Source organism: Methylocystis sp. MJC1 (genome assembly GCF_026427715.1).
Lineage (GTDB): Bacteria > Pseudomonadota > Alphaproteobacteria > Rhizobiales > Beijerinckiaceae > Methylocystis.
Map to the genome: position 1 here is coordinate 1,686,811 of NZ_CP107558.1, position 25,882 is coordinate 1,712,692.

28 protein-coding genes and 1 pseudogene are annotated in these 25,882 nt (G+C 63.8%); 13 read left to right on the plus strand and 16 right to left on the minus strand.

The window, feature by feature from the left end; genetic code table 11:
- The first annotated feature begins 5 nt into the window (after positions 1 to 5).
- Positions 6 to 824 (plus strand): CDP-diacylglycerol--serine O-phosphatidyltransferase, encoded by an 819-nt coding sequence (gene pssA / locus OGR47_RS08100; RefSeq protein WP_165055614.1) that lies wholly within the window; start codon positions 6 to 8, stop codon positions 822 to 824.
- Between the two features lie 158 nt (positions 825 to 982).
- Here pssA and OGR47_RS08105 read toward each other — a convergent pair whose 3' ends face one another.
- On the minus strand, positions 983 to 2,086 hold the full coding sequence (locus OGR47_RS08105) for a site-2 protease family protein (protein WP_165055616.1): 1,104 nt from the start codon (positions 2,084 to 2,086) through the stop codon (positions 983 to 985).
- A 151-nt stretch (positions 2,087 to 2,237) separates the two neighbouring features.
- Positions 2,238 to 2,759: a transcriptional regulator LdtR gene (gene ldtR, locus OGR47_RS08110; RefSeq protein WP_371824420.1), complete on the minus strand. Its 522-nt coding sequence runs from the start codon at positions 2,757 to 2,759 to the stop codon at positions 2,238 to 2,240.
- Between the two features lie 337 nt (positions 2,760 to 3,096).
- Here ldtR and OGR47_RS08115 point away from each other — a divergent pair, with 337 nt between their 5' ends.
- On the plus strand, positions 3,097 to 4,122 hold the full coding sequence (locus OGR47_RS08115) for a bifunctional nicotinamide-nucleotide adenylyltransferase/Nudix hydroxylase (RefSeq protein WP_206527500.1): 1,026 nt from the start codon (positions 3,097 to 3,099) through the stop codon (positions 4,120 to 4,122).
- Between the two features lie 137 nt (positions 4,123 to 4,259).
- Positions 4,260 to 5,651, plus strand: coding sequence for a nicotinate phosphoribosyltransferase (locus tag OGR47_RS08120; protein ID WP_165055618.1), 1,392 nt, complete (start codon positions 4,260 to 4,262; stop codon positions 5,649 to 5,651).
- A gap of 110 nt (positions 5,652 to 5,761) precedes the next feature.
- On the opposite strand, the gene OGR47_RS08125 is transcribed toward OGR47_RS08120, so the two are convergent.
- From OGR47_RS08125 to OGR47_RS08135, 3 genes are read right to left on the minus strand one after another with little or no spacing between them, the layout of a single operon-like run.
- Positions 5,762 to 6,283: a DUF6163 family protein gene (locus tag OGR47_RS08125; protein ID WP_165055619.1), complete on the minus strand. Its 522-nt coding sequence runs from the start codon at positions 6,281 to 6,283 to the stop codon at positions 5,762 to 5,764.
- Between the two features lie 54 nt (positions 6,284 to 6,337).
- Positions 6,338 to 7,870, minus strand: a complete 1,533-nt coding sequence (gene trpE / locus OGR47_RS08130) for an anthranilate synthase component I (RefSeq protein WP_165055621.1) — start codon at positions 7,868 to 7,870, stop codon at positions 6,338 to 6,340.
- On the minus strand, positions 7,867 to 9,765 hold the full coding sequence (locus tag OGR47_RS08135) for a SurA N-terminal domain-containing protein (protein ID WP_165055622.1): 1,899 nt from the start codon (positions 9,763 to 9,765) through the stop codon (positions 7,867 to 7,869). Before OGR47_RS08135 ends, trpE begins: the two co-directional genes overlap by 4 nt.
- Before the next feature lie 207 nt (positions 9,766 to 9,972).
- On the opposite strand from OGR47_RS08135, the gene OGR47_RS08140 reads away from it, so the two are divergent.
- From OGR47_RS08140 to OGR47_RS08150, 3 genes are all read left to right on the plus strand, one after another.
- Entirely contained in the window at positions 9,973 to 10,302 is a 330-nt protein-coding gene (locus tag OGR47_RS08140) for a hypothetical protein (protein ID WP_165055623.1), read from the plus strand.
- A 23-nt stretch (positions 10,303 to 10,325) separates the two neighbouring features.
- The gene (locus OGR47_RS08145; RefSeq protein WP_256367651.1) at positions 10,326 to 10,454 is read left to right on the plus strand and encodes a hypothetical protein; all 129 of its coding nucleotides are present in this window, start codon (positions 10,326 to 10,328) and stop codon (positions 10,452 to 10,454) included.
- Between the two features lie 337 nt (positions 10,455 to 10,791).
- Entirely contained in the window at positions 10,792 to 11,235 is a 444-nt protein-coding gene (locus tag OGR47_RS08150; RefSeq protein WP_246729853.1) for a hypothetical protein, read from the plus strand.
- A gap of 14 nt (positions 11,236 to 11,249) precedes the next feature.
- On the opposite strand, the gene arsB is transcribed toward OGR47_RS08150, so the two are convergent.
- Genes arsB through OGR47_RS08165 form a run of 3 tightly spaced genes read right to left on the minus strand, consistent with a single transcriptional unit; the run spans position 11,250 to position 13,167 of the window.
- On the minus strand, positions 11,250 to 12,305 hold the full coding sequence (arsB, locus tag OGR47_RS08155) for an ACR3 family arsenite efflux transporter (RefSeq protein ID WP_165055625.1): 1,056 nt from the start codon (positions 12,303 to 12,305) through the stop codon (positions 11,250 to 11,252).
- Positions 12,302 to 12,832, minus strand: coding sequence for an arsenate reductase ArsC (locus tag OGR47_RS08160; protein WP_165055626.1), 531 nt, complete (start codon positions 12,830 to 12,832; stop codon positions 12,302 to 12,304). Before OGR47_RS08160 ends, arsB begins: the two co-directional genes overlap by 4 nt.
- Positions 12,829 to 13,167, minus strand: coding sequence for an ArsR/SmtB family transcription factor (locus tag OGR47_RS08165; protein WP_165055628.1), 339 nt, complete (start codon positions 13,165 to 13,167; stop codon positions 12,829 to 12,831). Before OGR47_RS08165 ends, OGR47_RS08160 begins: the two co-directional genes overlap by 4 nt.
- A gap of 115 nt (positions 13,168 to 13,282) precedes the next feature.
- On the opposite strand from OGR47_RS08165, the gene tpiA reads away from it, so the two are divergent.
- A complete protein-coding gene (gene tpiA / locus OGR47_RS08170) occupies positions 13,283 to 14,035 on the plus strand; it encodes a triose-phosphate isomerase (protein WP_165055629.1) in 753 nt (250 codons plus the stop codon).
- A gap of 3 nt (positions 14,036 to 14,038) precedes the next feature.
- Here the strand turns inward: tpiA and OGR47_RS08175 are convergent, their stop codons facing one another.
- Together OGR47_RS08175 and OGR47_RS08180 are read right to left on the minus strand one after the other, a co-directional pair.
- A complete protein-coding gene (locus OGR47_RS08175; protein ID WP_165055630.1) occupies positions 14,039 to 14,368 on the minus strand; it encodes a helix-turn-helix domain-containing protein in 330 nt (109 codons plus the stop codon).
- A complete protein-coding gene (locus tag OGR47_RS08180) occupies positions 14,346 to 14,750 on the minus strand; it encodes a type II toxin-antitoxin system RelE/ParE family toxin (protein WP_246729854.1) in 405 nt (134 codons plus the stop codon). Before OGR47_RS08180 ends, OGR47_RS08175 begins: the two co-directional genes overlap by 23 nt.
- A 144-nt stretch (positions 14,751 to 14,894) precedes the next feature.
- Here OGR47_RS08180 and ndk point away from each other — a divergent pair, with 144 nt between their 5' ends.
- A complete protein-coding gene (gene ndk / locus OGR47_RS08185; protein WP_165055632.1) occupies positions 14,895 to 15,317 on the plus strand; it encodes a nucleoside-diphosphate kinase in 423 nt (140 codons plus the stop codon).
- Between the two features lie 148 nt (positions 15,318 to 15,465).
- Here the strand turns inward: ndk and OGR47_RS08190 are convergent, their stop codons facing one another.
- The 5 genes and pseudogenes from OGR47_RS08190 to OGR47_RS08210 all read right to left on the minus strand — a co-directional run bounded on the left by OGR47_RS08190 (position 15,466) and on the right by OGR47_RS08210 (position 18,878).
- Positions 15,466 to 15,897 carry a glutathione S-transferase C-terminal domain-containing protein gene (locus OGR47_RS08190; RefSeq protein ID WP_253948103.1) on the minus strand — a complete coding sequence of 144 codons (432 nt, stop codon included), beginning with the start codon at positions 15,895 to 15,897 and terminating at the stop codon, positions 15,466 to 15,468.
- A gap of 98 nt (positions 15,898 to 15,995) precedes the next feature.
- Positions 15,996 to 16,178, minus strand: a pseudogene (locus tag OGR47_RS21790) (glutathione S-transferase family protein); the annotation flags it as partial.
- 307 nt (positions 16,179 to 16,485) lie between these two features.
- Positions 16,486 to 17,142: a phosphoribosylglycinamide formyltransferase gene (purN, locus tag OGR47_RS08200; RefSeq protein ID WP_165055664.1), complete on the minus strand. Its 657-nt coding sequence runs from the start codon at positions 17,140 to 17,142 to the stop codon at positions 16,486 to 16,488.
- 211 nt (positions 17,143 to 17,353) lie between these two features.
- Positions 17,354 to 18,418 (minus strand): phosphoribosylformylglycinamidine cyclo-ligase, encoded by a 1,065-nt coding sequence (gene purM, locus OGR47_RS08205; protein ID WP_165055633.1) that lies wholly within the window; start codon positions 18,416 to 18,418, stop codon positions 17,354 to 17,356.
- 73 nt (positions 18,419 to 18,491) lie between these two features.
- Positions 18,492 to 18,878 (minus strand): VOC family protein, encoded by a 387-nt coding sequence (locus OGR47_RS08210; RefSeq protein ID WP_165055635.1) that lies wholly within the window; start codon positions 18,876 to 18,878, stop codon positions 18,492 to 18,494.
- A gap of 306 nt (positions 18,879 to 19,184) precedes the next feature.
- Between OGR47_RS08210 and OGR47_RS08215 the strand changes: the two genes are divergently transcribed.
- From OGR47_RS08215 to OGR47_RS08225, 3 genes are all read left to right on the plus strand, one after another.
- Positions 19,185 to 20,261: a hypothetical protein gene (locus tag OGR47_RS08215; protein WP_165055636.1), complete on the plus strand. Its 1,077-nt coding sequence runs from the start codon at positions 19,185 to 19,187 to the stop codon at positions 20,259 to 20,261.
- Between the two features lie 230 nt (positions 20,262 to 20,491).
- Positions 20,492 to 21,205: a DUF1013 domain-containing protein gene (locus tag OGR47_RS08220; RefSeq protein ID WP_165055638.1), complete on the plus strand. Its 714-nt coding sequence runs from the start codon at positions 20,492 to 20,494 to the stop codon at positions 21,203 to 21,205.
- 221 nt (positions 21,206 to 21,426) lie between these two features.
- Positions 21,427 to 23,085 carry an acyl-CoA synthetase gene (locus OGR47_RS08225; protein ID WP_165055640.1) on the plus strand — a complete coding sequence of 553 codons (1,659 nt, stop codon included), beginning with the start codon at positions 21,427 to 21,429 and terminating at the stop codon, positions 23,083 to 23,085.
- 128 nt (positions 23,086 to 23,213) lie between these two features.
- On the opposite strand, the gene OGR47_RS08230 is transcribed toward OGR47_RS08225, so the two are convergent.
- On the minus strand, positions 23,214 to 23,381 hold the full coding sequence (locus OGR47_RS08230; RefSeq protein ID WP_165055642.1) for a hypothetical protein: 168 nt from the start codon (positions 23,379 to 23,381) through the stop codon (positions 23,214 to 23,216).
- A gap of 325 nt (positions 23,382 to 23,706) precedes the next feature.
- Between OGR47_RS08230 and OGR47_RS08235 the strand changes: the two genes are divergently transcribed.
- Positions 23,707 to 25,539 carry an ABC transporter transmembrane domain-containing protein gene (locus OGR47_RS08235; RefSeq protein WP_165055643.1) on the plus strand — a complete coding sequence of 611 codons (1,833 nt, stop codon included), beginning with the start codon at positions 23,707 to 23,709 and terminating at the stop codon, positions 25,537 to 25,539.
- The gene (locus tag OGR47_RS08240) at positions 25,536 to 25,880 is read left to right on the plus strand and encodes a cupin domain-containing protein (RefSeq protein ID WP_206527501.1); all 345 of its coding nucleotides are present in this window, start codon (positions 25,536 to 25,538) and stop codon (positions 25,878 to 25,880) included. The genes OGR47_RS08235 and OGR47_RS08240 overlap by 4 nt, the downstream gene beginning before the upstream one ends.
- Positions 25,881 to 25,882: the final 2 nt, after the last annotated feature.

Consider the following 25,882-nt stretch of genomic DNA (forward strand, 5'->3'; position numbering starts at 1 on the left):
AAAATATGAGCGACGATCCTCAGAACCTCGAGCTTTCGCCAGTCGAGCTGCGCCGCCTGCGTTTTCGCAATATCCCGATCCGGGTGGTGCTGCCCAATCTCGTGACGCTGCTCGCGCTCTGCATGGGCCTCACCGCGATCCGCTATGCGATCGAGGAGGATTTCGTGAAGGCCGTGACGGCCATCATGGCGGCGGCGGTGCTCGACGGTCTCGACGGCCGGCTGGCGCGGGCCCTCAAGGGCACGTCACGCTTCGGCGCGGAGCTCGATTCGCTCGCGGACTTCGTGGATTTCGGCGTCGCGCCGGGGCTGCTGCTCTATCTGTGGAGCCTGCATGAAATCAAAGGCCTCGGATGGTTTGCGGTTCTCGCTTTCGCCATTGCCGGGGCGCTGCGCCTCGCGCGTTTCAACGTGATGATCGACGATCCGGCCAAGCCGGCCTGGCACGCGGAGTTCTTCGTCGGCATGCCGGCCCCCGCCGGCGCGGTCACCGTGCTGCTGCCGCTCTATCTGCATTTCTCGGCGTTGGAACTGCCGGCGTCCAAGGCGCTCGTTCCGTTCTATATCCTCTATGTGCTGGCCATCGCCTTCCTGATGGCGAGCCGCATTCCGCATTTTTCCGGCAAGCGCATGGGCCGCATTCCCCGCGACCTCGTCATTCCGGTGCTCTTCGGCGTCGGCGTGACGGCGCTGCTTCTGGCGATCTATCCTATGGAGCTGCTCGCCGTGGTCAGCGTCGCCTTTCTGGCCGCCATCCCGCTTAGCGTGAAGCGCTATAATGCGCTGGCGAAAGCGGAGGCCGAGAAGGCGGAGGGGCAGGCGTAAGCGCTGAGAGGGGTTGGCGCCCCTCGCGCTCCCGAGACGCCTGCTGCGCAGGCTTCCTTCAGCATAAGGGGGCTTTCTGCAAACTACGTCAACACTCGGTCTCATCCTGAGGAGCTCGCGCATCGAAGGACGAGGTCCGCCTCGGAGGCTTTAATCGCTTACTGAGGCTGCAGCCCGCGCCGTCCGAAGCGCCAGTCGGGCCGTGCGTCCCGGATCATCATAATTTCTGCAATGGACTGGCGGGTGAGGAGGCCGAGCAGCCTTCCCTCGGGGTCGATGACGCCCACCGGGTCGCCGGCGTTGAGCTTGGGGATGGCCGCGTCGACCATCTGGTCTGATCCGATCGTCTCCACTTCCTTCCGGGCGAAAGGCGCGACCGGCGCGCCGGGATCAGAGGCCCGAAGGGCTTCGACGATCTCGCCGCGCGACAGCAGGCCGACGAGCCGCCCGGCCTGATCCACCATTGGAAAATCATCCTGGGAGGTGGCGAGGAGAACCTCGATCGCTTCGCTCACCGTCGTCCCGCGGCCGATGGCGGCGATCCTTGTCTCCATGGCGTCGACGGCCGGCAATCCCCGCGCCGCTTCCGTGAGGGACATCATCTGAGCCTCGCCCGCCGCCGCCATATAGACGAAGATCGCGATGAAGATCAGCATCGGATGGCCGAAAAGCCCGGCGAAACCCAGGAAGAAAGCGAAGCCCTGGCCGATCTGAGCGGCGATGCGGGTCGCCTGCGACTGGCCGAGCCACATGGCGAGGGCCGCGCGCAGCACCCGCCCGCCGTCCATGGGAAAGGCCGGGATCAAATTGAAGATCGCGAGAAAGATATTGGTCGCCGCCAACCGCTCCACAATGCCGATATTCGGGTCGCTGATATGGGCCGCGTGCCCGAGATTGAAGGCGCCGGAAACCGCAAAGAGAACGGCGGCGATGACGATATTGACGAAAGGCCCCGCGACGGCGACGAGCAGCTCCTGATACGGCCGTTTGGGCATGGACTCCATGTCCGCGACGCCGCCGATGGGGAGCAGCGTCACCTCATGCGAGACGACGCCGAATTTCCGGGCGGTCAGAATATGCCCGAACTCGTGCAGCACCACGCAAAGAAAGATGGCGGAGATGAACAGCACGCTTTCGCCGGCGACCTGCCCGCCACCGCGTTGATAGGCGGCAATCCCGATCCAGGCCAGGAAGAGCAGCAGGGTAATATGAACGCGCACGGCCGTTCCCTTGAACGTGCCGAGCGTAATAGACCAGCGCATATCGACGCCCCGAAGCATAAACGACCCGTTCAAACATAGGGCGCGCGGGGGCTCTGCGCCAGTTCGGCCGGAGCTTTGCCTCAGCCAAAAGCGCCGGCGAAGCCCAAATGGGCCGCGCCGGCGAAGTCGACGATGGACGGATCGGGAAAAATCAGAGCCGATAGCGGATCTGGTCGGTCCAGAAGCGCTCCAGCCGGGTCAGCGACTGGTTGAGGTTGTGGAACTCGTCGACGGAGACGCCGCCGATGTGCTCGATGGTCGTGGCGTGCTTGTCGTAGAGCTGCGCGACGATGTCGTGAACTTCCTTGCCCTTGGGCGTGAGGCTGATGCGCACCGAGCGACGGTCGAGGCGCGAGCGGGCGTGATGCAGATAGCCCATCTCCACGAGCTTCTTGACGTTGTAGGAGACGTTGGAGCCGAGATAATAGCCGCGCGTGCGCAGCTCGCTGGCGGTCAGCTCCTTGTCGCCGATATTGTAGAGCAGCAGGGCCTGAACGGAATTGACGTCGCCGCGATCGCGGCGGTCGAACTCGTCCTTGATGACGTCGAGAAGGCGACGGTGAAGACGCTCGACGAGCGTAAGCGCCTCGAGATAAACCGGGCGGACCTCGCCGATGCGTTCCGCACGGCTCTGCTGGGCTGTCTTCGTTGCGACGTTCATCTTCTTCTCCATCGTTCGAATAGGCGGCGCGTTGATCGCTTGATGGGTTCAAATTAGACCGATGCGAATGAACTTGAGTTTAAATAACAGACTGAATCCCTTGTTTACCGACTAAAGGCCGTTTTCGGTGAACAGGCGCTAAATTCTAACAGTCGATTTACGCTGAATCTGTCTTAAACATTTCGCGGTTTGTATAAAGTTTTACGGAGAGTCTTAACGGAGAGCGCCCGGCGTTTAACAAAAACCCCTCGCACGTTTGATAAAGTGCTCCGGCGGGATTAACTTTCCTTTATGGCGGACTGCCATGCGGCCGGGAGGACCGGCCGCTTCCATGCCATGAGGGAGCCTCATGATGCGCTATGACCTCGCGGTCTTCATCGGCCGTTTCGAGCCTTTTCACCTCGGACATCTTGCCATTCTGCAGCGCGCGCTCGCGCTCTCCGCGCGCGTCGTCGTGCTTGTCGGCTCTGCGGAAGCGCCGCGCACGGCAAAGAACCCCTGGAGCTTTGCCGAGCGCGAGGTGATGATTCAAGCGGCGCTCGGCGGGGACGCGCCTCGTGTTACGGCTTTGCCTTTGCGCGACCATCTCTACAATGAAAACGCTTGGCTCGCCGAAGCGCAGGCGCAGGTGGCGAGCGTCGCAGGCGAGGCGAAATCGATCGCGCTTTTCGGTTTCAGCAAGGACGCCTCGAGCTCTTATATGAAGGCGTTTCCGCAGTGGGAGCTGGTCGACGCCGCTTCGGTCCCGCTCTTGTCAGCGACGGAGTTGCGGCGCCAGCTTTTCTCGGAAGAACAGGGCGCATTGCAGCTCATCAAAGCCAATGTGCCGGCGCAGGTCTTTGAAATCATCGACGCCTTTCGCAAGACCGACGCTTATCGGCAAACGCTCGACGAATTCCGCCATATCGAAAGCTACCGCGCCGCCTGGGCCAATGCGCCTTATCCGCCCATCTACGTGACGGTGGACTCGATCGTCGCACATTCCGGCCATGTGCTGCTGGTCAAGCGCAAGGCGCAGCCAGGTCGGGGATTATGGGCCTTGCCGGGCGGCTTCGTGAATCAGGAAGAAACGCTGCGCGACGCGGCCATTCGCGAGCTGCGCGAGGAGACGCGATTGAAGATTCCGGCGCCCGTGCTGCGCGGCAGCCTGCGCGGGCAGAGGGTTTTCGATCATCCAGACCGCTCGCTGCGCGGGCGGACGATCACGCACGCCTTCTATTTCGATTTTCCTGCCGGGGAGCTGCCGAGCGTGCGCGGCGCCGACGATGCGGCGCGGGCGCGCTGGGTTCCCGTCTCGGAGATTCAGGGCATGCGCGCATGCCTTTTCGAGGATCATTTCTTCATCCTCGAACATTTTCTCGGAGCAGCTTGGTAGTACGCGTCATTGCGAGGAGCGAAGCGACGAGGCAATCCAGCACGCGGCTCTGGATTGCTTCGCCTTCGGCTCGCAATGACGCTCACGCCCCAAGGGGAGAGACCCCAAAGCGGGCTTTCGCGCGAAGGAGCTTCGCCATGACCGTCGCAAATCCGATCCTGAACACGGACAGCTACAAGACCAGCCACTATCTGCAATATCCGCCAGGAACGACACGCGTCTTCTCTTATGCCGAGAGCCGCGGCGGAGTCTGGGACCGCACGCTGTTCTTCGGCCTTCAGGCGATTTTGAAACAAGAGTTTTTGCAGCCGGTCACGCGCGCGCATATCGACGAGGCGCGTGGGCTGCTCGGCGCTCATGGCGTGCCGTTCAATGAAAAAGGCTGGCGGCGCCTTGTCGAAAAGCATGGCGGGCGCTTTCCGCTCGAAATCCGCGCGGCGCCGGAGGGAAGCGTCATTCCCGTCCATAATGCGCTGATGAGCGTGGTCAACACGGACCGGGAATTCTTCTGGCTCACCTCTTACGTCGAAACCGCGCTTCTGCGCATGTGGTATCCAACCACGGTTGCGACGATCAGCTGGCATGTGCGCCAGACGATCAAGGAGGCTTTGGAAAAGACCGCCGATCATCCGCAAGCCGAGCTTCCTTTCAAGCTGCACGATTTCGGCTCGCGCGGCGTATCGAGCTATCAAAGCGCCGCGCTCGGCGGACTTGCTCACCTCGTCAGCTTCAAGGGCACGGATACGCTAGCGGCGCTCCTCGCGGCGCGCGATTTCTATCATGAGCCCATGGCGGGCTACTCGATCCCCGCCGCCGAGCACAGCACCATCACTGCTTGGGGTCGGGAAGGGGAGGTCGACGCCTACGCCAATATGGTCGCGCAATTCGGCAAGCCGGGCCAAATCTTTGCCTGTGTTTCCGACAGCTACGACATTTTCGCAGCGGTCAATCATCTGTGGGGCAAGACGCTGCGTCAGCGGGTCATCGATAGCGGCGCGACCTTGGTGGTGCGGCCCGACAGCGGCGATCCGGAGACGATCGTGGCGAAGACTTTGGAGCTGCTTGCCGGGCGTTTCGGATTCGACGTGAATTCGAAGGGCTACAAGGTGCTCCGCAATGTTCGCGTTATTCAGGGCGACGGAGTCAATCCCGAGAGCATCAAAGCCATGGTCGCGCGCGTTATTCGCGACGGTTTCAGCGCGGAGAATGTCGCCTTCGGCATGGGCGGCGCGCTGCTGCAGCGGCTCGATCGCGACACGCAGAAATTCGCATACAAGGCCAGCGCGGCGGAGATCGGCGGCGTATGGCGCGATGTTTATAAGGACCCCGTGACGGATCACGGCAAGCGCTCCAAACGCGGCTTGCTGGGGCTGGCGAACGACGGCGGCTATCGGACCGTCGCCGTCGATGCGGCGCGCTTCGAGCCGGTGGGAGGCGGCGTCAATTTGTTGCGCCCGGTCTATCGCGACGGCGCGCTGCTTGTGGACGAGCCATTATCGGTTATCCGCGAACGCGCGGCGCATGCTTAGAGCGCATTCCACAAAAGTTGATAGACTTTTGCGGAAAGAATGCGCTCCAGCTTTTTTGAATATTCGCGCTTTCTCATCGCTCGCATGATTCCATGCGAGCGGAAAGCGCGCTAGCCCTCTCGGGCCGGCGTCTCCTGGGCGGCGCGCGCTTGCGCCTTGCGCCGGCGCCGCTCGCGCAGGCGCTGCGCTTCGACGTCACGGCCCGCCTCGAAGGTCAGCGCGAAATACATGAGAATGAGAATGGCGTTGACGCCGATCAGCCAATAGCCGCCGATAAAGAAGCCGGGCATACTGAGCGTCATGAAAATTTGCGCGCTGGCGATAAGGAGCCACAGCACGCCGCCCCAAGGCGTCGCAAGCCACAGGCCGACGCCCGCGACGAGGTCAAGCACGGCGAAGAAAACGATCGAGAGGGCGGCGTTCAGCGGCATGGAATCGAAGATCGATTGCTGGGCGGTCAGCACGATGCGCCAATGCATCAGCCCCTGCAGCAGCCAGAAGAGCGCGACGATGCGCATGAAGCGCGACAGCAGCATGCCCCATTTCGCCGCTTCGCCCGCAGGGCCGGGATCGCCGACGCGGATCGGCCGGTAAGGATCGTCGCCGTCGTCGTAAATGGTGGGATCGGCCATCAACGGTCCTTAACGGCTGAGCGGGTCTTGCGAAAGGCCCGCTCGCTTATCTTTCTATTGGCCGCGGCGCGCGCGGGAGGCGAAGCGCACAGCTTCCTCCGCGGCGCGAAACAGCGCCTTGGCCTTGTTCACGCATTCGCGGTTTTCATATTCCGGCTCGCTGTCATAGACGACGCCCGCGCCGGCCTGCACATGCATCTTGCCGTCCTTGACGATTGCGGTGCGCAGCACGATGCAGGTGTCCATCTGCCCGCCCGAGCCGAAATAGCCAATGCAGCCGCCGTAGATGCCGCGCTTGTCGGTCTCCAGCTCGTCAATGATCTCCATAGCGCGCACCTTGGGCGCGCCGGAGACAGTGCCCGCTGGAAAGCCCGCCGCGAGCGCGTCGATGCAGTCGAAGCGCGCGTCGTCCAGCTCGCCTTCGACGTTGGAGACGATATGCATGACGTGGCTGTAGCGCTCGATCGTGAAGCTGTCGGTCACGCGCACCGTACCGGTCTTGGCGACGCGGCCGACGTCGTTGCGGCCGAGATCGAGCAGCATCAGATGCTCGGCGCGCTCCTTCTCGTCGGCGAGAAGCTCCGCGGCGAGGCGCTCGTCCTCGACCTTGGTCTCGGCGCGCCAGCGCGTGCCGGCGATGGGGCGGATCGTCACCTTGCCCTCCGCCACGCGCACAAGAATTTCGGGACTGGAGCAGACGATCTGAAAGTCGCCGAAGTCGAGGAAGCACAGGAACGGCGCCGGATTGACGCGGCGCAAGGCGCGATAGAGCGCGAAGGCGGGCAGGGCAAAGGGCGCCGTGAAGCGCTGCGACAGCACGACCTGAAAGATGTCGCCGGCGCGGATATATTCCTTGGCGCGCTCCACCATCTCGAGGAAGCGGGACTTGGGCGTATTGGAGACGGACTCCTCCGCCAAAAGCCGCGGATCGCAGCCCGCGTCGCGATGGTCGAGCGGCGCCTCCAGCGTCGCGACGATTTTGTCGAGACGCGCCAGCGCGGCTTCGTAAGCCGCTCGCGCCGTTACGCCTCCGCGCGGGCGCACGGGCGTCACGATGGAGATTTCGTCCTTCACCGTATCGAAGACGACCATGACGGTCGGGCGCACGAGCAGCGCGTCCGGGACGCCGATCTTGTCTTCCTTGGCCGGCGCCAGACGCTCCATCTGGCGCACCATGTCATAGCCGAGATAGCCGAAGACGCCCGCCGCCATGGGCGGAAGCTGCGTGGCCGCCGGAACAGCGGATTCGGCGATGAGCTGGCGCAACGCCACGAGGGGAGGCGCGTCGCAGGGAACAAAAGCGTTTGTATTGCCCAGCGCGTTGCGGTTGATCTCGGCCTTATCGCCCACGGCCCGGAAGATGACGTCCGGGTCGAGGCCGACCATCGAATAGCGGCCGCGCGCCGCGCCGCCTTCCACTGATTCCAGCAGAAAGGCGGCGCCGTCGCGTTCGCGCGAGAGCTTCAGATAGGCGGAGACGGGCGTTTCCAGATCGCCGACAAGACGCGTGACGACGAGCCTCGGGCGGCCCTCGTCGTAATCGGCGGCGAAAGCCTCGAAGTCTGGCTCGACTATGGCGCCGGTCATTCTTTCTCGGCGCCCGTCGCCATCTGCAGGGCCTTTTCGTTGATCTCGACGTTCAGGGACTTTTCCAGGCCGCCGACATATTGCTCGAGCAGATCATTCTGCAGTGCGGGCTTGAGCTGCTCGGCGATCGTCTTCGATTCGATGGAGCTCGGATCGAAGGGCGGGGTCTGCGCGTCCTTCACGACGAAGATCAGACGGCCGCCGTCGACAGAGACCGAGCCCGCGCCGCCCGGCGCGACCTCGAAGAACTGGACGATCGTATTGGTGTTGAAGTCGGGGCGCTGGGCGCGCCTCACCTCGGTCGCCCGCTGCACGTCGAGGGTGAGCTCCTTGGCGGCGGCGTCGATCGGCTGGCCGCCCTTGATCTTGGCGACGATGTCGTCGGCCTTGGCGGTGAGCGCCTTTTGGGCGCTCTCGGCGCGCATGGCCTCGGCGACGGCGCCCTTCACCTCTTCGAAAGTCTTCTGGCGGGCAGGCTCGACGCCATTGATCTCAAACCAGACATAGCCGCCGTCGCGCGTCGCGACCGTCTCGTTGTCGACGCCGATGTCGGAGGCGAAAGCGGCCTTGAGCAGATCGGCCCCGGCCGGGACGTCGACCGACTTGCCGTCCTTGCCATTGCCGGCGTCGTCGACCGCGTCGATCACCCGGGTCTTCACGCCGACGGCGGCGGCGGCCTCGGAAAGCGTCTTGCCGGAGGCGCGCTGGTCCTCGACCGCCTCGTGCAGGCGGCGCACTTCCGGCGCGGCCTTCTGCTGGGCGAGTTCGGCTTTCAGCAGGTTCGCCACCTGCTCGTAGGTCTTGGAGACGACGGCCGGCGAAATTTTCTTCACGACGGAGACGACCGTTCCGAAGGTGGTGGTCACAGGCTCGGCCACGCCGGGCTGGGGCAGGGCGAAGACAGCAGAGCCGACCTTGGCGTCGCCGAAGTCGCGCTGCTCGACCAAGCCCAAATCCACATCCTTGGGATTGCGCTTGAGCTCGGCCGCGAGGGCGTCGACGTCCATGCCGCCTTTGAGCCTGCCGATCGCTTCTTCCGCTTCCTTGTCGGTCTTGAAAACGAGCTGACGGACCTCGCGCTTCTCCGGCGCGCCAAAGCGCTTGGTTTTGACCTCGTCATAGAGCTTGCGGGCGTCGGCGTCGGAAATATCGGCGGCCTTGGCGACCGTCGCCGGGCTCACTTCCAGCACGGTGATCTTGCGATATTCCTTGGCGCGGAAGCTCTGTTCGCGATCGTCGAAATATTTCTTTAGGTCCTCGTCGCTCGGCGCCTTGGCCTCGCCGGCGGCGGAGACGGGCAGGATGAAATAGTCGATCGAGCGGGCCTCGTTGCGGAAGCGATGGATGGCTTCGATCATCAGCTTCGGCGGCTCGACCCCGTTGATGACGAGGTCGGTGAGGGTCTTGCGCAGATAGGCGCCCTTCTGGTCGGCGACGAAGCTGCGCTCCGTATAGCCGTTGTCGCGGGCGATGGCCTTGAACTTCTCGGCGTCGAATTTGCCGTTCGTCTGGAAGGCCTTCTCATTGGAGATCAGGCGCTGGACGGTGTCGTCGCTCGCGGCGAGGCCGAGGTTACGGGTCTTCTGGTCGAGCGCGACGTCGGTGATGAGGCGTTCGAGCACCTGCAGATCCATGCCCGCCTTATGCGCCTCCTCGGCGGTGACGGCGCGGCGCAGACGCTGCTGGATGCGGCGCAGATCGTTCTGGAAGGCGGTGCGGAACTGGTCCACGGTGACTTCGCCCGAGCCCACCTTGGCGAGGCGCTGGGAGGTCATGCCGCGAAAGACGTCGCCGACGCCCCAGATCGCGAAACTGATAACGATGACGCCCATCACAACCGCCATGATGGCGCGGCCGATCCAGTTCTGCGAAGCGACGCGCAGGCCCTCGAGCATATTCCGGTTCCCTGTTCATGTTTTGGGGAGCATTTTGCTCCCGTTTTGGCGCGGACTATAGGGAGGGGCGCGGGCCGTGGCAATGACAAGCGCGCATAAGGCGCCCCGCATCCATACATGCAGCGTTAAGGTTCCGAGCGGGACAATCGCAAATGGCTCCCTGCGAGCCATTGTCGCCCGACCTCTGGATCTGACCCGGAACTCAAAATGAAAAAGACATTCGCCCTCATTGCCGTCGTTGCTGTCGCCGCGCCGCTTGCGGGTTGCTACACGCCCGAGAGTCGGGCGGTGGGCGGCGGCGCGATCGGGGCGCTGGCAGGCGCCGGAATCGGCGGACTGGCCGGCGGCGGCCGCGGAGCGCTCGCCGGCTCGCTGATCGGCGGCGCGACGGGCGCCGCGGCTGGGGCTTTGACCGCGCCGCCGCCGCCCCCGGCGCCGGATTACTATTACGACGCGCCGCCTCCGGGTTATGGCGGCTACAGCCGTTCGAACGGCTACTATTATCAGTCGCCGAGCTGCGGGCCCTACGGCTGCTGATGAAATCCAGGATGGAGGGCGGATTGGCTTCCAAATTCTACTGCAACACGCCGTCTGCGCGGTTGCGCGTCGTCCTGCGGAATGCGCTGGGCCTGATCCTGATCGCCGGGATCGTGAGGGCGGCGTTGGAGATCGGCGCCGCGCTCCAATAGCGTCCGCGCCGGTCGCAGCAGGCGCCGTTTCCCTGCGGCGGCGCCTGCGCCCCATCCTTGCGCGCCTTTTGACGCCGCGGCGCCGCAGTTTTGCCCGACAAAGCGCGCGATTCGCGCGCTTCAAGGGCGCCCCTGCAAATTTTTTCTACAAAACCTCGTTCAAAAACAGAGGCCTACTTGCCGGCAGGCAAGCGCTCGCGTAACGATCGAAACGCTGAAGCTGACGGGGCCGTATTCGCCCGGGCAACGGCTCCGGGGCGAGCGCTTGGCCCACGGAGCTTAACGAAAAAATGTGCGGCGATTAACGCAACGCCCAAGCGCCTCAAAAGGAACAGCTATGCTGCGATCTTTCGGTCTTGCAGGAATGATGACGCTCGTACTCTTTTCCGTCCCCGCAAAGGCTTTCGATGTGGTGGATCACGATTACGGCGGACGCGTCGAGCCCTATGTCGCGCGCGTCCAGGAGGCGCAGGCGCGCGGGGAGCCGGTGCGCATCGGGGCGGTCGAGTGCGACTCGTCCTGCACGCTTTATCTTGCCGCCAAGCGCTCCTGCGTTTCGCCGGGTGCAGTCTTCGGCTTCCACGCTCCTTGGGTCGGCGGGCCGACCAGTGGCGTCGTCGATCCGCAGATGACCGCCGTCTTCGCCTCCGCCTATAAGCCGCCGCTACGGCGCATCTTCCTCAACCACGTGCGCAATTCGCGCGGCGCGGTGCCCGGGCCGCTCTTGAAGATCAGCGGCGCCCAGCTCGCGAGCCTCGGCTACCGTCTCTGCGCCGAGTAAGCCGGCAAACGGGGCTAATCAGCCGGCGCGACCTGGGTCTCGCGTATCGCGCCGCGCTCGTACCAGCCCTTGCTGCGGTTTACGATTGAGCAGACGCTGAGCATCACCGGCACTTCGATCAGCACCCCCACGACGGTCGCCAGCGCCGCGCCGGAGTCGAAACCAAACAGGCTGATCGCCGCCGCGACGGCGAGCTCGAAAAAGTTGCTGGCCCCGATGAGCGCCGAGGGGCCAGCGACGCAATGCGCCTCCCCGAAAATGCGATTGAGCGCATAGGCGAGCGCCGAATTGAAATAGACCTGGATGAGGATCGGAACCGCGAGCAAGGCGATGATTGCCGGCTGGCGGATGATCTGTTCGCCCTGAAAACCGAACAGCAGGATCAGCGTCGCCAGCAGCGCTACAAGCGATACTGGGCCGATTTTCGCAAGCGCTTGGGAGAGGCGCGCCTCGCCGCCAGAGGCGAGCAGGCGGCTGCGCGCGAGCTGTGCCGCGATGACCGGCACGACGATGTAAAGAACCACCGAGAGAAACAGCGTGTCCCAAGGCACGATGATCGACGAGAGCCCGAGCAGGAGCCCGACGATGGGCGCGAAGGCGACGATCATGATGGCGTCGTTGAGCGCCACCTGGCTCAACGTGAAATGCGGCTCGCCCTTGGTGAGGCTCGACCACACGAACACCATGGCCGTGCAAGGCGCCGCCGCGAGCAGGATGAGCCCGGCGATATAGGAGTCGATCTGCTCGGCGGGCAAATAGGGCCGAAACAGATGGCCGATGAAGAGCCAGCCGAGCAGCGCCATGGAGAAGGGCTTCACCGCCCAATTGACGAAAAGCGTCACGCCGATGCCGCGCCAATGCCGCCCCACCTCTTTCAGCGCGGCGAAGTCGATCTTCATGAGCATCGGCACGATCATCAGCCAGATCAGCGCCGCGACGGGCAGGTTGACCTTGGCGATCTCCATGGAGCCGAGGGAATGGAAAAAGCCCGGCAGAAAGTGCCCAAGCGCGACGCCTGCGACGATGCAGAGGGCGACCCAAAAGGTCAGATAGCGTTCGAAGATCGTCACAGCGTTTGCTCCGCTTTCGGATGGGTTGCGCCCTCGGTCTCACCAATTTCGCGCAGGCGCACGCCGACCGCCAGGCGGTCGAGGCGATGCAGCGGAATCGCGCAGAACTGCTCGATGCGGTTCTTGAGATAGCGAAAGGCGAGGGCGAAGGCCCGCTGTTTCTCGATGTCCGAGCCCTCCTCGGCGGCCGGGTCTTCGACGCCCCAATGCGCGGTCATCGGCTGGCCGGGCCAAAGCGGGCAGGCTTCGCCCGCGGCGTTGTCGCAGACCGTGAAGACGAAATCCATCTGCGGCGCGCCGGGGACGGCGAACTCGTCCCAGTTCTTGGAGCGGAAGCCTTCATGCGGGAAGCCCATCTTTTCCAGCGTCAGCAGGGCGTAGGGGTTGACCTCGCCCTTCGGATGGCTGCCGGCGGAAAAAGCGTCGAATCGGCCGGCGCCGAGCTGGCGCAGGATGCTCTCGGCCATGATCGAGCGGGCGCTGTTGCCCGTGCACAGGAACAATACGTTGTAGATCTTCTCTGTCATTGCCCGGGCTCACATTTCGAGAGGGTGAGGATTTGAGTCGGCGCGCATCCGGCTCCACCGCAGCAGTCCTCGACGAGGAAGCGAATGAGCGCGTTGAGCTGCGAAAGATCGGCCCGATAGACGACGCTGCGTCCGTTACGGGCGCTGGTGACCAGCTTGGCGTGGGAGAGGACGCTGAGATGGGCCGAGAGCGTATTTTGCGGCACGCCGAGGAGGCGGGCGAGTTCGCCGGCCGGCAGGCCCTTGGGCTCGGCGCAAACCAGGGCTCGAAAAGCCTCGAGCCGCGTCTGCTGCGAGAGCGCGGCAAGGCATGCGAGGGCAGTCTCTGTTTCCATGATTCTGGATATATCGATTTGTTGTGACAAGTCGATGGCGCCCGCGACTTTCGCCATATTGCGAGTCTGTCAGCTTCTGTTACGTAACATTTCCAAGCTCGAAGGATTCTCCTGCATGGATCGCTGCCCGCTCGTCGCCGGAAACTGGAAAATGAACGGGCTCATCGCCTCGCTTGCGGAAATCGCGGCGATGGGGACGGCTTATGACATCGCGCTGAAGAAAAAGGTCGAGCTGATCATTTGTCCCCCCGCGACGCTGATCGGCTTGGCGCTCGATATCGCGACGATGAGCGGGATAAGGCTCGGCGGGCAGGATTGCCACGCCGCCGAAAGCGGCGCCCATACCGGCGATATCGCCGCCGAAATGCTGAAGGACGCCGGCGCTTCTTATGTCATCGTCGGGCATAGCGAACGCCGGGCCGATCACGGCGAGACCGACAACATCGTGCGCGTGAAGGCGACGGCGGCGCTGCGCGCCGGGTTGAAGCCCATCATTTGCGTGGGCGAGACGCGGCGCGAGCGGGAGGCGGGCGAAGCGCTGTCGGTCGTCGGTCGGCAGATCGAGGCGTCGCTTCCCGACGACGCGCCGGAGACGATTGTCGTCGCCTATGAGCCCGTCTGGGCGATCGGCACCGGGCTCACGCCGACGCTAGAGGATGTCGCGCAAATGCACGCCTTCGCACGGGAGCGGATCGAGGCGCGGCTCGGCGGCGGCAAGAGCGAGGATGTGCGCATAGTTTACGGCGGCTCGGTGAAGCCCGCGAATGCGCGGGAGCTGATGGGCGTCCCCAATGTCGATGGCGCGCTGGTCGGCGGGGCGAGCCTGATCGCCAAGGATTTTATGGCGATCGCCGAGGCGTATCGGTGATGGCTAAATGATCGCTTCCAAGCCGCGCGCCTTGACGAGCGCTAGCAGCTTGAGGGAGGGACCACTGGGTTTTTTCTCGCCGCGCTCCCACTCGCTGACGAGCTTTGGTCGGACGTTCAACGCCCGCGCAAATATCCCTTGGCTGACGCCCTCGCGTTCGCGCAGTGCAAGGATTTCCTTTCCGCTCATCGGCTCCACCGGCGTGAGGCAGGCCACGTCGAATTCGCGCATGGTTTTCGCGTCCAGAAGGCCGATTCTGTGAAGGCCGCTCGCGGTCTCGTGCAGGGCCTCGGCCATGTCGCTGCGGAACCTATTCTTTGCTTTTTCCGACATCGACCAGCTCTCCTTCGGCCAACGCTTTTTCCAAGTCTTCATCTCGGAGGGAAAGAAATTGCTTGGAAAGTTTCTTGAGTAACGCCAAATCATCATCCGCGATGTTGTCTCGAACGTTCTTGGCAAAGCCGTAAAGGAAAATGCTCCTCGTCCCGCTTTGGTAAGCGACGATCGTCCGATACCCACCCGATTTGCCGCCGCCGTCCCGCGCCACACGCTGTTTGATGAGGCCTCCTCCGAGCGCAGCGTCGATGGCGCCTTTCTCCGCTCGGTCGATCGCCTCGCGCAACTGTTGGTCTAGGATGCTCTCCTTCCGTGCAAAGCGCGCGAACCATCTGGTCGCAAAGACTTTCAAAAAAAGCTCCTCGAAAATAAGCTTCAATATATACCCCCAAGGGGTATAGAGCAAGCATTGGCCCTTGCTGCGCAGAACCCGCGCCTCGCGAGGCTTGCCGCATCGCGGCGCCGCCGGTATAAGCGCGGCGCTTACCCTTTCAGCACTCCAACAACGAGGCGATGCGCTCTCATGGCGATCGAACGCACCTTTTCCATCCTCAAGCCCGACGCGACCAAGCGCAACCTCACCGGCGCCATCAATGCCCTGATCGAGGGCGCGGGCCTGCGCATCGTCGCGCAGAAGCGCATCCGCATGACCCGCGAGCAGGCGGAGACCTTCTACGCGGTGCATAAGGAGCGTCCCTTCTTCGGCGAGCTCGTCGATTTCATGATCTCCGAGCCGGTCGTCGTGCAGGTGCTCGAGGGCGAGAACGCCGTCGCCCGCTATCGCGAGGTCATGGGCGCCACCAACCCCGCCAACGCCGCGCCGGGCACCATCCGCAAGGAATATGCGCTGTCGGTCGGCGAGAACTCGGCGCACGGCTCCGACGCTCCGGAGACGGCCGCGGTCGAAATCGCGCAGTTCTTCTCCGGCAACGAGATCGTCGGCTAACACTCCCAATTGCAGGGCTGCTCTGGATTCCCGATCGCGCTTCGCGCGTCGGGAATGACAGGGGCGCCCCGTCATTGCGAGCGAAGCAATCCAGAGCGGCGACTACGGCCCTGGATTGCTTCGTCGCTTTGCTCCTCGCAATGACGCGCTATTGCTTGAGTAATTCCGGAAAACACCGCCCCATCATGCGGTCGCGATAGGCGACGAGGTTGCGCTTTGCAAGCGCCGCGTCGCGCGTGGGCGAGGCGGTCGCAGGGTCCATCAGCAAAGCCAGCATGGCGAAGACGGCGGCGTCGGCGGCGCATGGCGCCTCGCCCATCAGGAAGGGCTTGTCGCCGAGCAACTGCGCGAGCGCCTCGATGTCGCGCGTCCCCAGCACGGCAAGCTCCGCCGCGCTGAAGCGTCCGATCCCCTGCTGCCAGAAGCGCTTCACGAGGCCGCGTCGCATCGCCCATTTCCCGATCCCGCGCGCCGGCGCCGGCAGAACCTTATGGAAAAGCGTTCCGATCCCGCGGACAAAATTCTCGTAGTCTTGCCAGCGGTGGCGCGCCATGATCCAGAGCAGGTGATCCTCGCACATTTTCTCGACGGCCCAGCTCTGCGCGCGCTCTTGCGCCGAGAGGCTCGGTCGAAGTCGATCGCGCGCGTCTTTTCGAGATGAAGCCGGATGAAGGTCGAGTCGGCGACCATGACGCCGTCGTCTTCGATATAAGGCAGCTTGCCCTTTGGCGCTTTCCTGAAGCCTGAAGTATCGACCACATAATCGACGCCGGCCATTTTCAACAGCGTCATCGCCTTGATGACGAAGGGCGACCAGTCGGGAAGGCCCGGCGCGGGGCCGAAAGCATATATTTTCAACATCGGCGTCTCGCTATTGGCGGGGTTAAGCGGCGTCACTGCGGCTACTTGAAGATCAGTCTTCGACACAACAATTCCATGTAATATTCAGATCGAGCTCATAGTGTGAATGGATTGAGCCGTATTCGTGAGATTTTGGGCCGCCTTTGGTTTGATTTATTGCTTAACTGGCCAGGAGGGACGCTCCTCGCCGTTGGCTTGGCTCTGACTGTCGTTGGCGTCGTGAAGATCTGTAGTTCTGGCAGCCACGGGCTTCGGCCGGGCGCGTTCACGCAAACCGGCGGCGTTTGCGGCGGTTCGCCGGAGAAGGTCAGGGCGCCTCGGCCGCCGGCGCGACCAGCGCAGCATCGCTTTCCGCCATCGCGCCCAACACGCGATTGCCTTCGATCCGAACGGAGCCCGATGCGACGAGCCGCAGCGCCAAAGGATAAATGACATGCTCCTGTGACAGCACGCGCGCGCCGAGCGTGTCGGGCGTGTCGCCGTCGAGCACCGGCACGGCGGCCTGGGCGACGATCGGGCCCTCGTCCATCTCCGGCACGACGAAATGCACCGTGCAGCCGTGAATCTTCACCCCGTCGGCAAGCGCGCGCTCATGCGTGTGGAGACCCCGGTGGGACGGGAGCAGGGCAGGGTGGATGTTGAGCATCCGCCCGGTCCATTGGCCGATGAACCAGGGCGTGAAGAGCCGCATGAAACCGGCGAGGCAGATGAAATCGATCCGGTAGGTTTCGAGAACGAGTTGCAGCGAGCGCTCGAACTCCTCCCTTCCGGCGTAAATCTTATGGTCCACCGCTGCGACGGCGATGCCGGCGGCCTTGGCTTTTGCAAGGCCGGGGGCGTCTGGGCGGTTGGAAAGCACGAGAGCGATCTCGGCCGGGAAATCCGGGGAGCGCGCGGCGGCGATCAGCGCGTCCATGTTCGAGCCGCGGCCGGAGATGAGAATGGCGGTGCGCAGGCGGGTCATATTTTGCGGCTCCACGACGCCTCCTTCTCCCGCTTGCGGGAGAAGGTGTCGCGCAAGTGCGCGACGGATGAGGGCCCTCACTCTACCCTCGCTAACGCGAGGGCCACCCTCTCCCGCACGCCGGAGAGGGGACGCTCACGATCAGCGCTCCGGATGAAGGCCGCATTCTACTCCCTCTCCCGCGCGAGCGGGGGAGGGTCGGGGAGGGGGGCTACAACCCCAGCTTTCCCTTCATGACAACCCGCGCGTCACCCTTGGCTTCGAACGCCTCGCCGATCCGCACGGGCTTTTCGCCGACATCGCGCAAGATCGTCTCGACCTCGTCCGCCCCTTCCTTCGCGGCGAAGACCACCATGCCGATGCCGCAGTTGAAGGTGCGCAGCATTTCGGATTCCGCCACGTCGCCGGTCTTAGCGAGCCATTTGAAGACGCGCGGAACCTCGAATGCGCTCAAATCCAGCGATACGCCGAGGCCCTTGGGCAGAACACGCGGGATATTGTCCGGGAAGCCGCCGCCGGTGATATGGGCGAGCGCGCGAATATGGCTCGTGCGCTTCAGCGCCGCCAGCAGAGGCTTCACATAGATCCGCGTCGGCTCCAGCAGAGCGCGCGCCAGCGTCATTTCGGGAGCGAAGGGCGCGGTGGCGTTCCAGGAGAGGCCAGTGTCCTTCACGATGCGGCGCACAAGCGAAAAGCCATTGGAATGCACGCCCGAGGAGGGCAGGCCGAAGGCGACGTCGCCAATGTGGACCTCACGCGGCAGCAAGCTGCGACGGTCGACGGCGCCTACGGCGAAGCCAGCGAGATCGTAGTCGCTGCGCGAGTACAGGCCCGGCATCTCCGCCGTCTCGCCGCCGAGCAGCGCGCAGCCCGCCTTGACGCAGCCGTCGGAGATCCCCTTCACCACAGAGGCGGCGACCTCGGGATCGAGCTTGCCGGTGGCGTAATAGTCCAGAAAGAAGAGCGGCTCTGCGCCCTGAACGACGAGGTCGTTGACGCACATTGCGACAAGGTCGACGCCGATCGTGGCGTGCATGCCGGACTCGATCGCGATCTTCACCTTGGTGCCAACGCCGTCATTTGCCGCGACAAGCAACGGATCGGCGTAACCCGCCGCCTTGAGGTCGAAGACGCCGCCAAAACCGCCGATCTCGCCGTCGGCGCCCGAGCGCCGCGTCGCGCGCACGGCTGGGCGGATCATATCGACGAGCCGGTTCCCTGCATCGATGTCTACGCCCGCGTCGGAATAAGTGAGCCCTTTGGCTTTCTGTTGCATGGCCTTGTCCCGTCGGGCCTCCCGCCCGAAGGCGGTATGGGCAAAGCGCTCCCGGCTGTCAAATGAGTCGCCGTCAGGCTTTCAATTGCACGAGCACGAAGATGTTGCCGTAAAGGTCTCGGAACTGGGCGTAAATCGAAGTCTGATCCTCGGTCGGACGCGAGATGAACTCGACGCCTCGAGCGACAAGGCGGTCACACTCGGCGTGGAGATGCGGTGTGTAAATCACAGCGATAGGCTGTCCGCCGGTTTGATTTCCGACGCGCGCCTTTTGTTCGGCCGTCGTCGCTTTCAGCAGCCACAGGCCGATGGACGGCTCGGAGGCAAAGCCCAGATGGACGAAACGCAGTTCGCCCGCGGGTATATCGGCGATGATGCGCATCCCGAATACGCCGGAATAGTATTGGATCGCCTCGTCATAATCCGGGACCAAAACGACAAGACGACCAAGAGAGTTCATGTGAAGCCCTTTTTGTCTCAATTGGGAAAGCTTGCGGATGTTCGGAGGTGATATGGCAGCGTTTCCGAATCCGCGCAAATCTGCCTCCTCGCGCGTCGCTCATCTTTTGAAGGGCATTTCGGCGCATGCTCTTGTGTCTCGAGAGGAAAAGCCGCGCTCAACCTCTACCAAGCTAAAGTCGGCGACCGGTGGGACGTCCAATTTCGCGTGCGCCAGCGCAACGCCTTTTTACGAGATACTGTTGATCATTGGTTCGTTGACGCAGCCGGGGCTATGCGGCTCCGGATCGATGGGAGGAGTTCGACCATGAAGCCACGCTCGATCATCGAGGAGATTGCCGCGGCGCGTGACGCCGGCGTCATAGACGCCGCCACATTCAAAACGCTGGCGGCGTTTTTCACCGCGCGCGCCGCCGCGCCTGCGCCCGCCTATCAGCCGCCGCGCTACGATTTCGTGCATGTGCTCTGGTACGCCGGCGCGCTGATCGTGCTTTCGGCTATGGGCCTTTTTTCCACCACCGCTTTCGGCCTTTGGGGCGAGAAGGCGCTGCTGACGACGGCGCTCGTCTACGGGGCGGCTTTTCTTTACGCCGGGGCTTATCTGTGGCGGCGCGATCTTCGCACCCCTGGCGGGTTGCTCGTGACCTGCGCAGTCGGCATGGTGCCGCTGGCGATCTTCGCGCTGCAATCGCTCTGGGGACATAACCCCGCCGACGCCCCGAGCGGCTATCGCGATTTCTATATCTGGATCAAATCGAGCTGGCTGCCGATGGAGATCGGAACCATCGCCTCGGCGCTTGCCGCGCTCATTTTCTTTCCCTTCCCCTTCCTCACGATGGTCATTGCCTTCTGCCTGTGGTTCATGTCCATGGACTTGACGCCCTGGCTCATGGGAACAGAGACCTTCGATTGGGAGCAGCGCGCGTCGGTGAGCATGTATTTCGGCCTCGCCGTCATCGCCGTGGCCTGGCTCGTCGATCTCAAGCGCTGGAAAGACGGCGACTTCGCCTATTGGCTGCATCTCGGCGGCCTTCTGGCTTTCTGGGGCGGTCTGACGGCGCAGAATGGCGGCGACGAATTCGGCAAGGCGATCTATTGCGCCGTCAACGCGGGCCTCGTCGTCCTGTCCCTCTTCATGATGCGGCGCGCCTACGCGGTCTTCGGGGCCATTGGCGTGACGATGTATCTTGGCCATTTGGCCAGCGACGTCTTCAAGGATTCGATCCTTTTTCCCTTTGCTCTGTCCGGCATCGGCGTGCTGTTGATCGCCTTCGGCCTGTTCTTTCATAAATACGGCGGGGCGATCGGCGCGGCTTTGGGCGACTTGCTGCCCGAGCATTTGTCCGGGCTACGGCCGGCCCACGCGCGGGGGAGAGCTGGTTAGCAAAGGGTGCGATGTCCGGCAGGTCGAAGCCACCCTCCGGCGCGGGCCGGCCTGCCCTCGGCCAGCTAAAGGAATCCCGCGCCCAGCGCCGAATCATTGCACTTTTGCCCATGACAGCGTATATGTGCGGTCATTCCCATCATGGACGGTCGAGCCTAATGGGTCGCCAGCGCAGGAGAAGCGCGGCGCCGGACGCTCCCTCCATGTCTCGACCAAGGAGATTCTTCGAGATGAGCAACGCCCCCTTGATGCCGAAGGCGACGGCAGTCTGGCTCGTCGAAAACACGTCGCTTACTTTCGATCAGATCGCTGAGTTCTGTAAGCTTCACCCGCTCGAAGTGAAGGGCATCGCCGACGGCGAAGTCGCGGCGGGCATTCGCGGCCACGATCCGATCACCTCGGGCCAGCTGACCCGCGATGAAATCGCGCGCGGCGAGCGCGATACGAAGCACCAGCTCAGACTGTCCGTGTCGAAAGTCGTCGTGCCGGAGGTCAAGAAGGCGCGCGGTCCGCGCTATACGCCTTTGTCGCGCCGCCAGGACCGCCCCAACGCCATTCTCTGGCTCGTGCGAAATCATCCGGAGCTGAAGGACGCGCAGATCATGCGCCTCGTCGGCACCACGAAGGCGACGCTGAAGGCGATCCGCGAGCGCACCCACTGGAATTCCGCCTCGCTGACCCCGATGGACCCGGTGACGCTGGGCCTTTGCTCGCAGATCGATCTCGACTTCGAGGTCAATCGCGCCGCCAAGGACCGCCCCGCCGTCGTCGAGGATCAGGGCCAGACTCTCGTGCCCGCCGCTGTGACGACCAGCGTGCGCGAGCCTGTGACGACCGAGGATGTGTTCGGCAAGCCCGTCGCGCGTCCGGTGGAGGACGAGGAAGACAATTTTGACGCCGATCGCGTTTTCGGCAGGCTGAAGGACGTCGATTTCGGCGAGTGAGCGGGCGGCGCCGAGACTGGCGACCGCAATTGATTTGCTTAGCGGGCGCACCTATCCTCATGGGGCAGGGGCGCCCGCTGTGCATTTGTCGCAACCTGAAGGCTCGCGGTCCTCTCGACGGCGCGGAGCAGGCGGAAACGCATGAACTAAAGGGTTCGCCGCCTTCTCCAGAACTTGCATACTGCGTGGCCAGCCTTCGCGGCCCCGTTTCGGAGTTCTTCATGACCGCATCCGCCTATGACCGCGACCTCGACCGCAATCCGGCGAACTACCAGCCGCTGACGCCGTTGACCTTTCTTGCGCGCGCGGCGGCGGTTTTCCCGAACCGGGTTGCGATCATTCACGGCGACCTGCGGCGCAGCTATCGCGACTTCTATTCGCGCAGCCGGCGCCTTGCGAGCGCGCTGGCCAAAGCCGGCATTGGGCGCAACGACACGGTTTCCGCGCTGCTCGCTAATACGCCCGCGATGCTCGAGTGCCATTACGGCGTGCCGATGATGGGCGCCGTCCTCAACACGCTGAACACACGCCTCGACGCCTCGATCCTCGCTTTCACCCTCGACCACGCCGAAACCAAGGCGCTGATCGTCGACCGCGAATATTCAGACCTGATCCGCAAGGCGCTGGCGCTTTGCAAATGCAGGCCCCTCATCATCGACTACGACGATCCCGAATATACGGGGCCCGGCGAGCGGCTGGGCGCGATCGACTATGAGGATTTCGTCCTTTCAGGCGATGCCGACTACGCCTGGACGCCGCCGCAAGACGAATGGGACGCCATTTCGCTCAATTACACGTCGGGGACGACGGGCGATCCCAAGGGCGTCGTCTATCACCATCGCGGCGCTTATCTGCTCGCGCTTGGCAATATCCTCACCGGCGACATGGGCCGGCATCCGGTCTATCTGTGGACCCTGCCGATGTTCCACTGCAACGGCTGGTGCTTCCCCTGGTCGATCTCGGTCGCGGCGGGCACGCATGTCTGCCTGCGGCAGGTGCGGGCGGGACATATGTATGAGCTCATGGCCGAGCATGGCGTCACGCATCTTTGCGGCGCGCCCATCGTCATGTCGACGCTGCTCAACGCGAGCGCCGCGGAAAAGAAGCCGTTGAAGGAGACGGTGCGATTCTTCACCGCCGCCGCGCCGCCGCCGCAGGCCGTGCTCGCGGCCATGAAGGACGCCGGTTTCGAGGTGACGCATCTCTACGGATTGACCGAGACCTATGGGCCGGCCGCCGTCAATGAATGGCAGGAGAGCTGGGACGCGCTCGACGACAAGGAGCAGGCGCATATGAAGGCGCGCCAGGGCGTGCGCTATGTCGTCCTGGACGATCTCGACGTGATCGACCCCGACACTATGAAACCGGTCCCGCGCGACGGCGCGACGATGGGCGAGGTGATGTTTCGCGGCAATGTCGTGATGAAGGGTTACCTCAAGAACCCTTCGGCCACAGAAAAATCCTTCCACGGCGGCTGGTTTCACACCGGCGATCTCGGCGTGATCCATCACGACGGCTATATCCAGCTGAAGGACCGCTCCAAGGACATCATTATTTCGGGCGGCGAGAATATCTCTTCGATCGAGGTCGAGGACGTTCTCTTCAAACATCCGAAAGTGGCCGCCGCGGCGGTGGTCGCCGCGCCCGACGACAAATGGGGCGAGACGCCTTGCGCCTTTGTGGAGCTGAAGGACGGCGAGCTTGCGTCGGCGGAGGAGATCATCGCCTGGTCGCGCACGCATCTGGCGCATTTCAAATGCCCGCGTCATGTGGTCTTCGGCGCGCTACCCAAGACCTCAACAGGTAAGATCCAGAAGTATATTCTGCGCGAGAAGGCGCGGGAGATGTGGCCGGGCGGGGCGACGGCGGCGACGCTCTGATCGAAGCGCCCGCTTTCCGTAAATTTTGGGTCCTGAAACAGCGCAGCCAGCATTCGACTTCGAATGCTGGCTGTCGACGTTTTGGCGCTGCGCTGGCGGCCAGACCAGCGCCGCGCCGAAGAGTCGATTTAGAAGAACAGGCCGAGGCAGCCGCCCGCGAGCGCGCCCACGACGCCGGCCGCGATGGTGTTCGGCAAGCCGCCGAGCGCCGCAGCGGCGAGGCCGCCGAGGATAACGGCGCCGACGCCAGCGAAGATGTAAGTGTTGGTGGTGATCTCGAGTTCTTTATCAGCCATGACCTTCACTCCTCTTTCGTTCCCATTTCGCGCCTGGTTTTTATGTTTTTACGGCGCATGACCCCCCGGTTGACTGGCGGGCGCGTCATTTCGACGCAGGAGAAAGGTAGCACAAGTTTCGGCGCTGTCCAGCGTTTGGTGCAGCAAAATGCGACATCCTGTCGCATGACATATATGACTGAAATACAGCCGAAAACACCAGGGTTGGCAAAAATTTGTCTCGATTTTCGCTCCAAAAAATTCTTGCTGCGCCGCAGCGATTCGAGGCGTAGGAGCAAGCAGTGCGGACGTTTTCCGCTTTGCCGGCGCAGGATAGGGTCACGCCATGACCGAAATCAAAGATGCGGCTCCCGTTACGCTTCCCGCAACCGAATCGAAGCGCCGCGTCGGCGCGACGCTCGCGCCCTTGCGGCCGCTGCTGCCCTATGCGCTGCGCTACAAGCGAACGATCGCCTTTGCTTTCGCCGCTCTTTTGCTGGCCTCGGGCGCGACCTTGACGCTGCCGGCGGCGGTGCGCGGCATGATCGATCACGGCTTCTCGGCCGACAGCGCCGGAACGGTGAACGCCTATTTCGGCGCGATGATTGCCGTCGCCGCAACGCTCGCGCTCGCCTCCGCCACGCGTTATTATTTCGTGATGACGCTCGGCGAGCGCGTCGTCGCCGATCTGCGCGCCGATCTCTTCAAGCATCTCGCTTCGCTTGATGCTGCCTTTTACGACACGGCCAAGACCGGCGAGCTTCTCTCGCGCCTCACCGCCGATACGACGCAGCTGAAATCGGCCTTCGGCTCCTCGGCGTCTATCGCGCTGCGCAACATCTTCATGTTCATAGGCGCGGTGGTGATGATGTTCGCCACGAGCCCGAAGCTTGCCGGACTCGCGCTTGCGGCGATCCCTGTCATCGTCCTGCCGCTGATCGCCTCTGGCCGCGGCGTGCGCCGCCGCTCCAAACACGCTCAGGACACGCTGGCCCAGGCCGCGGCCTATGCCGGTGAGAATTTGTCGGCCGTTCGCACCATGCAGGCCAATGGAGCGCAGGCCTCGACAGTGGCGCGTTTCACGCGCGCGGTGGAAACCGCCTATGACGCCGCGCAGGCGGCGACGCTGCTGCGCGCCTTCATGACGGCGGGCGCCATTCTCATCGTCTTCACCAGCGTCGTTCTCGTTCTATGGCTCGGCGCGCAGGACGTGCTCGCCGGTCGAATGACCTCGGGCCTGCTGTCGCAATTCGTGCTCTACGCCGTGCTCGGCGCGAGTTCGCTCGGCGAGCTTTCGTCCGTCTGGGGCGAGGTGAGTGCGGCCGCAGGCGCCGCCTCGCGCATCGCTGAAATTCTCGCGGTGAAGCCGAAGATCGTCGCGTCCGCGCATCCGACCCCGGCGCCCGCCCGCTGGCAGGGGCGCATTTCCTTCAACCATGTGAGCTTCGCTTATCCGACGGCGCCCGACCGTTCGGCGCTGCACGATTTGTCGCTGACCATCGCGCCGGGCGAGCGGGTGGCGCTGGTCGGTCCCTCGGGCGCGGGGAAATCCACGCTCTTCGCGCTGCTGTTGCGCTTCTACGACGTTGAAAAGGGTGCGGTCATGCTCGACGGCGTCGATCTGCGCGCGCTCGACCCGCTCGATCTGCGCGCGGCCATCGCGCTCGCACCGCAGGACCCTGTGATCTTCGGGCTGTCGGTCGCAGAGAATATCGCTTACGGCCGCGAGGGCGCGGCCCGCGAGGCGATCGTCGCCGCGGCGAAGCGGGCCCAGGCGCATGATTTCATCGAGGCGCTGCCGCAGGGCTACGACACGCTGCTGGGCGAACGCGGCGTCACGCTTTCCGGCGGCCAGCGGCAACGCCTCGCCATCGCCCGCGCCATTCTGGCGGACGCGCCCGTGCTGCTGCTGGACGAAGCTACCTCCGCGCTCGACGCCGAGAATGAAGCCGCCGTGCAAGAGGCGCTGCACGACGTCATGGCCGGGCGCACCAGCATCGTCATCGCCCATCGACTGGCGACGGTGCTGGAAGCCGATCGCATTGTGGTTCTGGACCAGGGCCGCATCGTGGAGGAGGGGACCCACGCGACCCTCACGGCCGCGGGCGGGCTTTATGCGCGGCTGGCGAAGCTGCAGTTCGATACGGAGCGCGCCCATACGGCGGACGCCCTGCTGTGACGATCGTCGTCAGCAAGGAAAACGCCGAGCATTATGTCTGGGGCGCGAGCTGTGACGGCTGGCGCCTCGTTGATCGCGCCGATCTGAGCGTCATCCACGAGCGCATGCCGTGCGGGAGCGCCGAGACCCGGCATTTCCACCAGAAGGCGCGCCAGTTCTTCTTTGTTCTGGCCGGGGAGCTCTCGATCGAGGTCGCGGGGACCGTCTGCGTGGTCGCTGCCGGGCGGGGCCTCGAGATCGCGCCGGGCGCGCCGCATCGCGTCGTCAACGCCGGCGCCGACGTCGCAGAATTTCTGGTCGTTTCTCAGCCAACTACGCGCGGCGATAGAAACGAAGGCTGAGC